The sequence below is a fragment of the Helicobacter sp. genome (genome assembly GCF_022511165.1).
GTDB lineage: Bacteria > Campylobacterota > Campylobacteria > Campylobacterales > Helicobacteraceae > Helicobacter_C.
This window is the reverse complement of the sequence record NZ_JAFLSB010000003.1, coordinates 1-13090: the sequence shown is the minus strand read 5'-3', so window position 1 is coordinate 13090 and position 13090 is coordinate 1. Positions and strand designations below refer to the sequence as shown.

The following is a 13090-nucleotide window of genomic DNA, read 5'->3' as shown; positions in this document are numbered from 1 at the left end:
ATCCTTAAAGATACAAAAACTAAAGGCGTATTATATCGTGCTTAATATGTTTTTGTGCTAATAACACACCAATAGATTCTATAAATTCTCCCTCTTTTTTAGAATCCTCACTCCACTCTAAAAACACGGACAAAGTGCAATTTTTGCTATATTCTTTAGGGGTGGGAACAAGCTGCAAGGTAAAGCTAAAATCAGCAAATAAAGGAGAACTCAAAGCTCTTTGTGTGGCAAATGCACCTAAAGAGTTTTGAAAAATAATATAGGCCTGAAAGGATTGGATAGAATCACACATAAGCCTTAATCCTACTTAGATTCTACCCTGCATATACTTCATAAACTACAAATTAAGCATTTTTACATTCAAGGCTGCAGGAATTGCCTCAAGCTGTTTTAACGCTTCACTCGGCACTTGTGAATCTACAAGAATCACTGCCATTGCCTCTTTGTTTTGACGCGCAAGGCGGAAGTCAGCGATATTAACTTGATGGCTACCCAAAATACTTCCTACTGATCCAATTACACCGGGGACATCGGTATTTCTAAAGAGTATAATGCTTCCCTTTGGCTCAATATCAAATTGAAAATGATTGATTGAAATAAGACGCAAATGCTTATCTTCAAACACCGTGCCGCCCAAAGTAATACTCTCATTTTGCGTGCTTAATGTAATAGAAATGCGATTTTTATAGGTATCACTCTCTTGCTTTATAGAAGATTTTACATCAATACCGCGTTCTTTAGCGACAAATGGAGCATTAACATAATTAATCTTATCGCCCAAACTCGCATTAAGCGCACCTACAAGGGCAAAAGTCTGCAAAGAATCCACATATGCACTAATCTCACCCTGCGCCTCTATATGAATAGAAGTAATCACACCTTTATTTGCTTGAGTTGCCAAAAAGCCTAATTTTTGCATCAATTCAAGATAGGGCTTTACCATATTTGGCAATTCAGATTCCTTAACCGGGAGATTAAGAGCATTAGGATAGCTTGAGCCACGTGCAGCCTCAATAGCTGCCTCTGCAGCTTGAATAGCGATTTGCTCTTGGGATTCTAGTGTATTTGCACCAATATGGGGTGTTACATAGATATTTGGTAAATCAAGCAGGGCATTATCAATAGCTGGTTCTTTACCAAATACATCAATCCCCGCCCATCTAATTTTGCCGCTCTTAAGCGCATCATAGAGATCTTTTTCATTATACAAACCACCTCGTGCGCAGTTAATCAAAATCACACCATCTTTCATTTTTGCAATTTGGGCTGCTTTTATCATATCTTTAGTTTCAGCATTTTTGGGCGTGTGGATAGTAATAATATCACAGGCAAGAATCTCATCAAAATTCGTTGTATAAGCAACACCCACATCAGTTGCTTTTGAGGGTAAAATATAAGGATCATAAGCTATCACTTCCATTTCAAAAGCCTTTGCGCGGATTCCCACGCGAGAGCCGATATTACCAAAACCAATAATGCCTAATTTTTTACCCTTAAGCTCTGTTCCATACCAATCCTCACGTTTCCATTTGCGCTCATTTTTAAGCTGTGTATTTGCTCCGGGAAAATTACGCACCGCATTGATAAGATGAGCCATTGTAAGCTCTACTGCGGCGATAGTATTTGCAGTTGGCACATTCATCACCACAATCCCTTTGCGAGAGCAGCCCTCAATATCGACATTATCCACACCTACGCCCGCGCGCACCACTGCTCGTATCTGCCCTGAAGATGTCAAAAATGCTTCATCTACATCGGTTGAACTCCGTGTGATAACCACATCAGCATTGGCAATCTTACTCAGCAAATCTTTTTTAGGCAAGGAGGCAAGATTCTCCATTTGAATATCATTCTGTGCGCTCAATAAATCAAGTCCACTTTGATGAATATGGTCGCACACAATTACTTTATATTTCATAATCACTCCTTTTTTGCGGTTTATTGCACACTAAATTGCAGACGATAATATTTTAAATCCTCTAAAAGTTTCTCATACATTGCCTCATCACTCACAAACACCATTAGTTTAAGCACATCGCCTGATTTATAGTAAGCAGATTCTATATTATTTTGTGCTAAAACCTGCTTGACACAAGCAAATTTATACTCATCAAGCTCATCAATACTAATAGCTGAAGGCGTAGTATGCTTAGAATCTGGAGTAACAAAATCAAAACGAATGCTAAGCTCTGTCGCAGGATAAGCATAAGGTAGTTCATTATTATTTGGAACAAAACTTAGCCAATCCTCACTTTTATATTCTATTTCCCCACCTACTTGGGGAAGCTCCATAGGCTCAGCTTCAAAAGGTGGCGGAACTGATATTTTCTCTAAATACAAAACACCATAAATTGCCGCACTTATGACAGCTAAAAGCCCTACAAGAAATGCAAGCTTTTTCATTACCTCTTACACTCTCCTACAAGCGATTTTTAAGTTTATCGCCAAGTGTCATTTTTTCATCAGAATTAAAAGCCTTGAGCGTTTCTTTTTCTTTTTGTCTCTCTAGTCTTTTGATAGAGGCTCTCACTTTGTTGTTTTCTTCATCAATATGTGCAATAACGCAAGAAATTTCATCGCCCACTTTTATTTCTTCCTTTTTGAGCGGATAAATATCTTCATTGCGGATGAGTGCCTCCATTTTATCGATTTTGACAAAAATACCAAAATCTTTAATATCTATCACCGCACCTTTTACAACATCATCAATCTTGTGTGTTTTAGCAAACTCTTTTGCAGGAGAATCTAAAAGCGCCCTGCGAGAGAGGGAGATTCTCTCATTTTCTCTATCAATTTTGATAATTTTAACCTCCACCTCATCGCCCTCTTTAAACTCATCTTTGCATTTACGACTTTTGTCCCAATAAGCATCTTCATTATGAAGCAGTCCATCAACACCATCTAGCTTTATAAATGCACCAAAATCTGTCAAAGTTGCCACTTTGCCTTTGATAATGCTCCCTACTTGATGTGTTTTGGCAAATTTCACAAAAGGCTTATCAAGGAGTTTTTTAAGAGAGACACGCAATCTTTTAGTCTCAGTATTAATCTCTATAATCTCTACATCAATCTCTTGCCCCATACTCAAAAATTCCGAAGGGTGCTTGATATTCTTATCCCACGAAATTTCAGAGATATGCAAAAAGCCCTCAATATCATTACCTAAATCCACAAATGCCCCATAAGGCTCAATATTGCTCACACTTACTTTAATAGCATATCCTACCTCAAGTTCTTTTTCTATCTCTGCCCACGGATCATCGCTCAATGCCTTCATCGAAAGAGAAAGACGTCTTTTTTCATCATCAAAACTTAGCACTTTAACTGTTACTTCATCGCCCTCTTTGAAGTTTTTTGATGGATTAATAGGTCCTTTGTGGCTAAGCTCCGTATAATGCACAAGTCCCTCTACACCACCTATATCAACAAAGATTCCAAAAGATGCAATTTTTGTAATCACACCTTTTTGTATAGCTCCACTCTCAAGGAGTTTGTCGCTCAACTCTTTGCGTTGCTTATTATCAATCTCAAAAAATCTCTTGCGTGATACAACAATTGAATTGCTCTCTTTATCTACTTTGATAATCGCCACCTTATAGCTCTTGCCTATAACCTTATCATCAGTGTGGATTGCAGAATCTCTACGTGGCATAAATACATCTACACCATCATATTCCATCACAAATCCACCCTTATTTTTCTTTACAATCTTTGCTTCAATCACTTTATCTTTATAGTTATCCGCAAGTTGTGCGATTTTTTCGGTGATTTTTTTCATCTTTTGCGCTTTTGTATAAGAGGCAATTGGTCCTTGCCTACCCGATGAGATATACACCTCAATCTTATCATTTTTCTTAAAAAGCACATTGCCATTTTTATCAGTAATTTCGGCGATTCTAAGCTTTGCCTCACGCTTTTGCCCTTGCACTGCCACATCGGCATATTCATCATTCATCTCTACAATCTCGCCAATTTGTATCGCGCCCTTAATAGCCTTTTTTTCGCTTGCTTCAAATAAACTCGCAAAATCCTCTTCATCGACAATAGAATTATCGTGATCCAAATTCACTAACATTAAACACCCTCTTTATGCCTAAGAATTAAAATCGAAGTATTCTACCAAAGCAAACCTTGCCATACCTTAAGAATCCCCTAATCTACACAAAATCTCCTAAAATTGTTCAATTTTTGCCTTTACACCCTCTATAATCCAATCCGGCGTAGAAGCACCTGCAGTGATTCCACATAGTTTCTTGTCGGCAAACCATTGAGATTTTACCTCATCTTTATCCTCAACCAAATAGCTATCTGCACAATATTCTTTTGCAATCTTAAAAAGCTGCTTTGTATTTGAGGAATTTTTACCACCTACAACCACCATTATATCCACCTCTTGACTAAGTTCAAACACAGCTCTTTGATTCTCAAATGTCGCATTACAAATAGTATTAAACACACGCACTTCATTTACCTTGGAGGCAAGAAGAGCAGCAATCTCGCCAAATTGCTGGGCTTGTTTAGTAGTTTGGGAGACAAGGGCAACTTTTTTTTGCAAGATATGACGATCTATTTCATCAACATTTGCTACAATCACTACATTTTCGCCATAGCTTGCCACACCTTTTACCTCTGGGTGATCTTTATCGCCAAAAATAATAATTTGATAGCCTTCTTGGGACATTTTTTTGACAATTTTTTGAGGCTTTGTTACAAAGGGACAAGTCGCATCAATCACATTATTGCCACGTTCTTTAAGAACCTTCAAATCCCCTTTAGTGATGCCGTGTGTGCGCACAATCACATCTTTATAAGCTTGCACCTCTTCTAAACTCTCACCCAAACTCACATTAAAGTCCTTTTTTAAACGTTCAATCTCTTTAGCGTTATGTATGAGGGGACCAAAAGTAACCGCGTTAGCATTACTTTGGGCAATTTGAATAGCTCTTTTTACGCCAAAACAAAAACCATATTTTTGAGCAAGTTTTACCTGCATTGCAAATCCTTAATGCTTAATTTAATCTTCATTTATGTTCTCCACAGATGTAATAGAGGAAAGATAAGTTAAAAATTGTGGAAAAGATACATCAATACACGCACTATCTTGTATCTCGCCCCCACATACAAGCTGGGCTATGGCAAAACTCATTGCGATACGATGATCTCCAAAAGAATCCACCCTTGCTCTTTTGAGTTCTCCTCCACGCACACTAAAGCCATCTTCAAACTCTTCACATTCTATGCCCATTGCGCGCAAGTTTGTGATAGTGGCGTGGATTCTATCACTTTCTTTTACACGCAATTCTTTGGCATTAGATACCTTTGAAATACCTTTAGCCACCGCAAAAGCAATACTTAGTGCTGGAATCTCATCAATAAGCCACGCTATCGCACTATCTACATTTACAGCCCTTAAATTCCCGCCACATACCTCAATATCGCCCACCTCCTCATAAGGGGATTGATGATATTCATATTTGACTTTAGCTCCCATAGATTCTAGAATTTTAAAGGCTTCAATACGCGTTTTATTTAAAAGCACATTTTTAAGTTTGACTTTGGATTGTAGCACACACGCAGCTAGGGCAAAATAAAACGCACTTGAAGGATCAGAGGGGATTTGAAGAGCAAAAGATTCTAATTTCTTATATGGCTGCCCCTCAAAAATCACCTCATACGCACCATTACTCTGCTCTTTGGTATGTATTTGCACACCCATACCACGCAACATATTTTCTGTATGGTCGCGGCTTAAAAATGGCTCAACAAATCGAGATTGCCCTTGAGCTTGAAGTCCTGCAAGAATCATCGCACTTTTGACTTGTGCAGAGGCAATATGACTTGTATAATCAAAAGATTCTAGCTGTGCTCCTTGAATACCTAAAGGCGCATAAGCATTATCTTGCCTCCCTGTGATATGCGCACCTATGCTATTTAGAGGGTCGATAATGCGTTTCATTGGGCGCTTATTCAAATATTCATCGCCGCTTAAAACAAAAAATCCCTTAATGCCGCTTAAAAGCCCTGCAAAAAGCCGCATTCCTGTTCCTGCATTTCCGCAATCAAGCACTTTATGCGGTTCTTGTATGGCTTTTGGGGGAATAAGCTTTAATCTCTTTGCATTTTGCTCTACTTGAAGCCCCAATTCACGCGCGATGTGCAAAGTATGCAGAGTATCCTCCCCCATTAAGTAATTCTCTACCTCACAAGGAGCTTGAGCCAAAAGCGCAAACATTGCCGTGCGATGCGAGATAGATTTATCCGTAGCAATACCTTCAAACTCGCGTTCAAAGCTTTTTGCTGGGGCAATTTTTGTGATACGCATTCTCTCTCCTTAAAGCCTTAGAGTTCAATGCACATTATAACAGCAAGATTCTAGTCTTTGGCAATTTTGATGTAAAAGATTTTATCATCTGCGCCCTCATCAAGCGAAATGCTCCCATTATGGGCGTTGATAATCTGCTGGCACAGCGCTAACCCTAAACCATTGCCTTTAAGCTTTGTCGTTTTAAATGGCTCAAAAAGTATATTTTTATCGGCAATATCCTCGCCATTATCGCTAAAAATAAAGCACCAACTTGCCTCATCTTCGCTAAAACTCACCTTTACCACGCCATTTTCGCACTCGCCCTCTTCAATGGCATCAATAGCATTTGATAAAAAATTTTGCAACACGATGCTTAATAAATCAAAATCCGCAAAAAGATGTGTATTAGATGTGAGATCAAATACAAAATCAATGGGCTTAGAGTAAGTATAATAGCCTATGCTTTGGGTAAGGTCATTTTCAAATTCGCTCAAATGATGTGAAGTGCGATTGGCATTGACACCCTTTGTCCAAAGCAAAGTGGTATTAATCAACCGCTCCACGCGCCAAATCGCTTTTTTCATTTCAAGCACAAGAGGCTTAATCTGTATATCACCACGTTTTAAAAGCGTTGAAGTAAGGAGTGAAATAGAGCCTATGGGATTGCGAATTTCGTGTGCTAGATGTGCAGAGATTTGCCCCATAGATGCTAGTCTTTCTTGTCGTTTTTGGTTGGTAATATTTGTTGCACTCATTACTTTTTTGTCATTTTTTACACTAATTTGCAAGAGATAAAACTGCTCCTTATAGGCAACTTCACTCTCTCCCTCTTGCAAATGCACCACACCCTCAAACATATCTGCAATCTTACTTGCCTCTGCATTTTGGTAAAACACACTGCCATCAGATTCTAGCACACAAATGGCTTGAGGGATAAGCTCAAGCACCCATTCATAGAGGGCTTTGAGACTATTAAAATCATTTTGAAGCTTGATAAACTCCTGCTCTGTGCCATAGGTGCTTTGAATAAGCGTAGCTAAAGATTCAAGCAAAACACTTTTGTCATTGCTGTTTAAATGCTCTAAAAGATGAGGATTGATGAGACTATTTTGATTGTCCATAAGGATTATTTTTCCCTTGCGCAAGGTTGGTTGTATTTTTCTTACCTGCACTTTGCTGTTCTTTTAAATAATTAAATAACAGCTCACTATATCCAAAGCTCCCACTTAGCTCTTGGCTTAGCTCATCTATATACATAGAATGATAAATATCACTGCCGGGCTGCTTAGGATAGAGTGTATCATCATTTTTAATCGCTGTTTCTAGCATAAATTTGAGCAAAATAGATTCAAATTGATCAGTTTGCTCTTTGAGTGCTTTATCTTCTTTTATTTCATTAAGACGCGCTTGGCTTAGGGTAGAATCCTGCGCCTTTTGGTAATTCATCATTGCCATAGAGGTATTAATGGGACTTATCATAACTACTCCTTGTGTGCTTTAAGATTCTCTCATATAACTACATCACTTCAATCTCGGCTCGTAATGCGCCAGATTTTCGCATACTCTCCAAAATGGAAATCACATTGCGCGGTGTTGCACCCATTCTTTGCAATGCTTTTACCACACTTGAAACCGTAGGCTTCCCGCCATCTGTGCTACTGATTGTGCCTTGCGCTTTGCTCATCATTGTGCCATCTTCAAGCTTAATAGCTTCGGGATCATCAGGCATCTCATCAGAGATTTTAATCGTAATATCGCCGTGCGTAATCACCACAGGATCAATTGTAATGCCAACTCCTGCCACAATCGTGCCAGATTTTTCATCAATCACTATGCGCTCTTTAGATGTATAATCCACCTCGACTTCCTCCACTAATGCCAAAAACTCTACCATACTCAAATTTTCAGGCTTTGTGAGTCTAATCGTGCGCGCATCAACAGCCAAGGCAACCGCATCAGAAAAAACCTCATTGAGTGCTTGTTGAATCTTAATCGCATTTTGCAAATCCGATTTTTTAAGACTTAAAGTCGCATTTTGCTGATTGTAGAGATTATAGCTCACTTCACGCTCTACACTTGCCCCACCAATAATTGTGCCAGAAAGCGCGCTCCCACTCTCGCCCATAAGAATATTACCTTGCGCTAAGGCATAAATATTACCATCTACACCCGTTAGAGGAGTCATTACAAGTGTTCCACCGCTAATAGATTTTGCATCGCCAATAGAAGAAACAAGAATATCAAGCTTATCGCCCTGTCTTGCAAATGGTGGCAAAGTCGCCGTTACCATTACAGCAGCAACATTTTTTGATTTAATATCATTTGCAGAAAGTTTCACATTCACACTCTCTAGCATATTAGCAACGCTTTGCATCGTAAATTTTGAGCCACTCTTATCGCCGCTCCCATTTAAGCCTATCACTAAGCCATACCCTACAAGGCTATTTTCTCTAATCCCTACAACTTGCGCTACTTGAGAGATTTTCTGTCCATACACAAAGGACATCGTGCATAATATCCCAAATATCACACATAATACGAATCTCATTATTGTCTCCTTACGCGCTCTATTCGCATTTGCTCCGCTCATCTATGCTTCCTTAGCTTTATAAGATTCTATGCTTTACCAAAGCAATTTATATTCCTTAAATTACATCACTTTTCATTATCAACATTAACAAAATGCGCTATAATAGCACTTTTTAACTTTCTTGTTTTTCGGAGTATAGCGCAGCCTGATTAGCGCGCACCCTTGGGGTGGGTGAGGTCGTGGGTTTGAATCCCGCTACTCCGACCATTTGTAACATTTTCAACACTCCCACTTATCCTTGCTTGATTTCAATCATATCATCAATATTCTAACACAAAGCCGACAAGAAATGCTTGGAATTACCACAAAATCTCTTGCTATATCAAGGGAACAATGGCTCAAAATGCTTAGATTCTAGAATCTTATTTAATTATAAATACTTATTTTGATTCTTTTTTATTTATAGAGAAAGGCTTAAATGTGTAAGTATGAATTAATGCTTTGCATTGCGAAAGTGAGCTTGTAGATATACGCGCTTTGGTAATGTCCGCCTCCACTCCCCCTTAAAATCCCAGCTCAAGCTTCTTTGCTACTCAAAGTGCTGCTTAGGCGATATGTCTTACGCCCCCTCTACAATGCCTTTAAGGCAAGACTCATTTTATTACAATAAAGATATACCTTAATTGCGAGGAGACTTAAAGCAGAATTAAAAATTTATATGCCTTTGCATCGCACATTAGCGATTTTTGCTATATAGCTCGCAACCTTGCTGATACCCCATAGAACAAGCCTGTGCATAAAAACTAAGAGCTGCTCCTTTATTTTTTGCTACACCTTTACCTTTTGCATACATATCCCCTAGATTCATACAGCCTGCGACACTTCCGCCCATACACGCGCGTTGATACAAGGCAAGGGCATCTGCATAGCTTTTATTTACAAACTTCCCCTCCTCACTCAATACACCTAAATTATTACAGCCATCAGCTTCAGAGCGAGAGCAAGCCAAGCGATAAAGCTGCACGCTCACATCATAATTTTGCTTCACACCAAGCCCATTTTGATACAAGATTCCAAGATTGCTACACGCTTTAAGCATTCCTCCATCACAGGCTATTTTATAGTAATAAGCCGCTTTGGCATACCATTGCACGCCATTTTCGCCTTTCATATACTCATACGCAGCAAGATAGCAATCCCCTATTTCGCCATTATTGCAGCCTGTGATATAAGGAGCGATGCGCTCACGCATTTGCGCACTTTCATATTCCTCCATATTCTCATCAGCAAGGTAAGCCCCAAACGCCACGCCCAAAGCTATGCCAAGCATTCCAAGCATTATAAAGATTCTCATTTCTCCTCCTTGAGCTTGAATGCTCTATACATCTCACACCCTTCTTGCAAGCCAAAATCACAAGATAAACCATAATACTCCATTGCTTTTTGCTTATCTTTTTTCATACCCTTACCTTTAGAGAGCAATTCCGCGAGGTTAAAACACGCCCTATCATCTCGCACCAAACACGAATCAGCATAATACAATCCTGCTTGTTTATAGTTCTTTTTTACGCCTAAGCCCTCTTCAAACATCACACCTACATTATTACACGCTCTCCCATAGCCACTTTTGCAAGATTGCGCATATAGATTGAGGGCGAGGCTATAGTCCTGCCTCACGCCTAAACCAAAATGATGCAAGATTCCAAGTGAATTACACGCAGGAGAGAATCCCCCCATACACGCCTTATAATAATAACTCGCGCTCATTGAGTAATTTTGAGCAACACCGCTTCCTTGAAAATACAATGTCCCAAGGGCGTGGCACGCACCCATATTATCATCATAGCACGCATCTTCATATAGCCGCACTGCTCGGCTTAATTCGCCATTTCTCCACGCATTATAGGCTTTTTGCAATGCTCTATCTGTGCTAGAATCTTGCCTAGATTCTTGTGCTTCAATTTCTGCTATATAAGAGCCAAGAGCATCTAGGGCATCTGCCCCGGTTAGTTCCCGTGCAGGTAAGGACTGCATCAAGCCCAACAATGTGATTAATGCGATTAACATAAGACTATAAAGCTTCATCATTATCCAAGCCTTTTTATAATGATTTTATGGAATCTTATATGCTAAAAGTGTTCCTTTTTGATTATATATCTCTAATAATTTTAATTTTTTTAGTTTAAGAAAATCAAATTTCACATTATTTTCTATTATTCCTACATCTCACAATATTATCCCTCACTCCATAGATGTGTGATAGGAATATATATTGCAAAAATACATTATACTTGCTTTTACATATAAAATATGCGAAAATGGCACGATTTTTTCTTATTCTCTATTATTTTGTTATAAACAAAATTGCGGAGTCGGAGGTAAAAGGCAATATGTTGAAATATTTCGCATATCCATTAGGCATTGTGATTTTAGCCTTAAATAGTAGCTTTGGCTTGGAATTTGGCTCTATGGGACAGGTATCTGCTGGTATGGGCGGGGCTGGAGTAGCGCTCAAAGATTCTGCTTGGGGGCTGTATTATAACCCCGCATTACTTGGCGCAGATAGACGCACAAAAGTAGGATATAGCTTTGGATTGCAGTTTAAAGAGCAAAATTTAATGCAGGTAGCAACCATTGATACAGATAATTTAAGTAATTTTCCCGATAAGCTCAATGAGCAGATTCTAGGCGGTGGCAAAAGCGTGCAGTTTGGTAATACTACCATTGATGGTGCGCTTGGTAGCACACTTGATGCACTCTTTCCAAACCCTGCTACCCCCGGACAAATTACCGCAAATGACTTAAGCGGTTTGCTTGATGAGCTAAGTGGTGGGAATACAACCTGCACTACCTTTACAGATTGTGCGGCAGAGCTGAAAGGCGACCCTGACTTAGCAGAGAGATTTAAAAAGAAGCTTGTTGATGCAGCAAATAAGGGCGGTAGCCCTTTGGTAGGGGATTTGCTTTCAGGTATTAATGCCGATGTGCTTGGCGATGTGCTTGATGGCATTAATAGCGCAAATAGCGCAAGCGATATTGCTGATACGATTTTAGACAAAGCCGGCACACTTACCTTAAAAAAAGGGGCAGATTCTACGATTGATAAGCTTTTAAATGACTTTGGCGTGATTGATGAGGCATTGCGCTCTAATGATGTGAATCTCGTTACCCAAAATGGCTTTGTTGTCCAATTTGCAGGGGATAAAAAGCAAAGACGCGTAGAAAGTGATGCGCTAGGAAGTATTAATATTCAAGAGATAGATTCTGGGCGTGGGGCTGTGGGAATTGGGCTTTTTGCCTCTGCTTTTACAAACGCCTCCGCACAGCTTGACCCAAATAATAATCAGCTGATTTTTGAGCTAGGAGGCAAATACTATGATGTAAGTGTGAGTGGGGATAATATCTCGCTTACATTAGATTCATCAGGTAGGAACAATCTTGATGGCTCAATTATGAATGAAAATGCAAATCACACGCTCTATACTAATGCCCTAGCCCTTATAGAAATCCCTGTGGGCTATGGGCATACCTTTTTTACTCCCACAGGAGAGCTAAATGTCGGCATAGCCGTGAAATTTATGCAAGCTATCGGTTATGGACAGAATCTTAAATTTTCTGTGGGAAAAACGCCCGATATAGATTTTAATAAAGATGATTTGGATATGGCGCAAACCTTTGGATTTGATGTGGGGCTACTCTATAGCCCAAAAATGATAAAAAATTTTAACATAGGGCTTGTAGCAAAAAATCTCAATGCGCCTACGATTAAGCGCAGCAATAACCTCGAAGATACCACACTTAATCGCCAAGTGCGTGCGGGAGTAAGCTATACAATGAAAGATTTTCTTACCTTTGCCTTTGATGCTGATATTTTAGCAAATGATACGCTCTCGCTTTCAAGTCCAAAAAGTCAATTTATGGGGGGGGGAGTGTTAGCAAACTTTAAAAAAGTAGATTTTAGATTAGGAGCGATGCAGGATTTACGCTCTAAAAGTGGCGAAGGTGTGATACTTACAGGAGGGCTAAACCTGCTAGGATTCCTTGATGTGGCATTACAATATGGCTTAGGCAAAAACATCACACTCTATAATGTAAATGTATCAAATTATATGAGTTTGCGCGTGGGTGGGCAATTTAGCTTTTAGGCAATTTTCTCTAAATGTTCTAAAAGCGTAGATAGGGATTTTATAGTTAAAAGCCAATGTTAAAGCTATTATTTTACTTTAGAAAAATGTGAAACAATGAGCCTTAGGCTT

The 13090-nt window shown here is 39.2% G+C and carries 12 protein-coding genes and 1 tRNA gene; 2 read left to right on the top strand and 11 right to left on the bottom strand.

What is annotated here, in order from left to right; translation table 11 throughout:
* Positions 1 to 19: 19 nt before the first annotated feature.
* The 9 genes from J1E28_RS00765 to J1E28_RS00725 all read right to left on the bottom strand — a co-directional run bounded on the left by J1E28_RS00765 (position 20) and on the right by J1E28_RS00725 (position 8852).
* A complete protein-coding gene (locus J1E28_RS00765) occupies positions 20 to 292 on the bottom strand; it encodes a putative Se/S carrier-like protein (protein ID WP_291026032.1) in 273 nt (90 codons plus the stop codon).
* Between the two features lie 45 nt (positions 293 to 337).
* The gene (serA, locus tag J1E28_RS00760; RefSeq protein ID WP_291026031.1) at positions 338 to 1918 is read right to left on the bottom strand and encodes a phosphoglycerate dehydrogenase; all 1581 of its coding nucleotides are present in this window, start codon (positions 1916 to 1918) and stop codon (positions 338 to 340) included.
* A gap of 20 nt (positions 1919 to 1938) precedes the next feature.
* Positions 1939 to 2403 carry a hypothetical protein gene (locus tag J1E28_RS00755; RefSeq protein ID WP_291026030.1) on the bottom strand — a complete coding sequence of 155 codons (465 nt, stop codon included), beginning with the start codon at positions 2401 to 2403 and terminating at the stop codon, positions 1939 to 1941.
* A 16-nt stretch (positions 2404 to 2419) separates the two neighbouring features.
* Complete coding sequence (locus J1E28_RS00750) at positions 2420 to 4075, bottom strand: 30S ribosomal protein S1 (protein WP_291026029.1); 1656 nt, start codon at positions 4073 to 4075, stop codon at positions 2420 to 2422.
* Between the two features lie 96 nt (positions 4076 to 4171).
* Positions 4172 to 4993: a 4-hydroxy-3-methylbut-2-enyl diphosphate reductase gene (locus J1E28_RS00745; RefSeq protein ID WP_291026028.1), complete on the bottom strand. Its 822-nt coding sequence runs from the start codon at positions 4991 to 4993 to the stop codon at positions 4172 to 4174.
* A gap of 21 nt (positions 4994 to 5014) precedes the next feature.
* The gene (gene aroA / locus J1E28_RS00740; protein ID WP_291026027.1) at positions 5015 to 6322 is read right to left on the bottom strand and encodes a 3-phosphoshikimate 1-carboxyvinyltransferase; all 1308 of its coding nucleotides are present in this window, start codon (positions 6320 to 6322) and stop codon (positions 5015 to 5017) included.
* Between the two features lie 50 nt (positions 6323 to 6372).
* On the bottom strand, positions 6373 to 7425 hold the full coding sequence (locus J1E28_RS00735; protein ID WP_291026026.1) for a HAMP domain-containing sensor histidine kinase: 1053 nt from the start codon (positions 7423 to 7425) through the stop codon (positions 6373 to 6375).
* On the bottom strand, positions 7409 to 7750 hold the full coding sequence (locus J1E28_RS00730; protein ID WP_291026071.1) for a rod-binding protein: 342 nt from the start codon (positions 7748 to 7750) through the stop codon (positions 7409 to 7411). Before J1E28_RS00730 ends, J1E28_RS00735 begins: the two co-directional genes overlap by 17 nt.
* Positions 7751 to 7820: 70 nt before the next feature.
* Positions 7821 to 8852 carry a flagellar basal body P-ring protein FlgI gene (locus J1E28_RS00725; RefSeq protein ID WP_291026070.1) on the bottom strand — a complete coding sequence of 344 codons (1032 nt, stop codon included), beginning with the start codon at positions 8850 to 8852 and terminating at the stop codon, positions 7821 to 7823.
* A gap of 171 nt (positions 8853 to 9023) precedes the next feature.
* On the opposite strand from J1E28_RS00725, the gene J1E28_RS00720 reads away from it, so the two are divergent.
* A tRNA-Pro gene (locus J1E28_RS00720) sits at positions 9024 to 9101 on the top strand.
* A 469-nt stretch (positions 9102 to 9570) separates the two neighbouring features.
* On the opposite strand, the gene J1E28_RS00715 is transcribed toward J1E28_RS00720, so the two are convergent.
* Together J1E28_RS00715 and J1E28_RS00710 are read right to left on the bottom strand one after the other, a co-directional pair.
* Positions 9571 to 10188, bottom strand: coding sequence for a tetratricopeptide repeat protein (locus tag J1E28_RS00715; RefSeq protein ID WP_291026025.1), 618 nt, complete (start codon positions 10186 to 10188; stop codon positions 9571 to 9573).
* Positions 10185 to 10922, bottom strand: coding sequence for a tetratricopeptide repeat protein (locus tag J1E28_RS00710; protein ID WP_291026024.1), 738 nt, complete (start codon positions 10920 to 10922; stop codon positions 10185 to 10187). Before J1E28_RS00710 ends, J1E28_RS00715 begins: the two co-directional genes overlap by 4 nt.
* Positions 10923 to 11227: 305 nt before the next feature.
* On the opposite strand from J1E28_RS00710, the gene traF reads away from it, so the two are divergent.
* Positions 11228 to 12979: a conjugal transfer protein TraF gene (traF, locus tag J1E28_RS00705; protein ID WP_291026023.1), complete on the top strand. Its 1752-nt coding sequence runs from the start codon at positions 11228 to 11230 to the stop codon at positions 12977 to 12979.
* The last annotated feature ends 111 nt before the right edge of the window (positions 12980 to 13090 follow it).

Bases quoted from the DNA above. Each gene is read 5' to 3' on its own strand.
- J1E28_RS00765 (WP_291026032.1), bottom strand. From the start codon at position 292: ATGTGTGATTCTATCCAATCCTTTCAGGCCTATATTATTTTTCAAAAC.
- serA (WP_291026031.1), bottom strand. From the start codon at position 1,918: ATGAAATATAAAGTAATTGTGTGCGACCATATTCATCAAAGTGGACTT.
- J1E28_RS00755 (WP_291026030.1), bottom strand. From the start codon at position 2,403: ATGAAAAAGCTTGCATTTCTTGTAGGGCTTTTAGCTGTCATAAGTGCG.
- J1E28_RS00750 (WP_291026029.1), bottom strand. From the start codon at position 4,075: ATGTTAGTGAATTTGGATCACGATAATTCTATTGTCGATGAAGAGGAT.
- J1E28_RS00745 (WP_291026028.1), bottom strand. From the start codon at position 4,993: ATGCAGGTAAAACTTGCTCAAAAATATGGTTTTTGTTTTGGCGTAAAA.
- aroA (WP_291026027.1), bottom strand. From the start codon at position 6,322: ATGCGTATCACAAAAATTGCCCCAGCAAAAAGCTTTGAACGCGAGTTT.
- J1E28_RS00735 (WP_291026026.1), bottom strand. From the start codon at position 7,425: ATGGACAATCAAAATAGTCTCATCAATCCTCATCTTTTAGAGCATTTA.
- J1E28_RS00730 (WP_291026071.1), bottom strand. From the start codon at position 7,750: ATGAATTACCAAAAGGCGCAGGATTCTACCCTAAGCCAAGCGCGTCTT.
- J1E28_RS00725 (WP_291026070.1), bottom strand. From the start codon at position 8,852: ATGAGATTCGTATTATGTGTGATATTTGGGATATTATGCACGATGTCC.
- J1E28_RS00715 (WP_291026025.1), bottom strand. From the start codon at position 10,188: ATGAGAATCTTTATAATGCTTGGAATGCTTGGCATAGCTTTGGGCGTG.
- J1E28_RS00710 (WP_291026024.1), bottom strand. From the start codon at position 10,922: ATGATGAAGCTTTATAGTCTTATGTTAATCGCATTAATCACATTGTTG.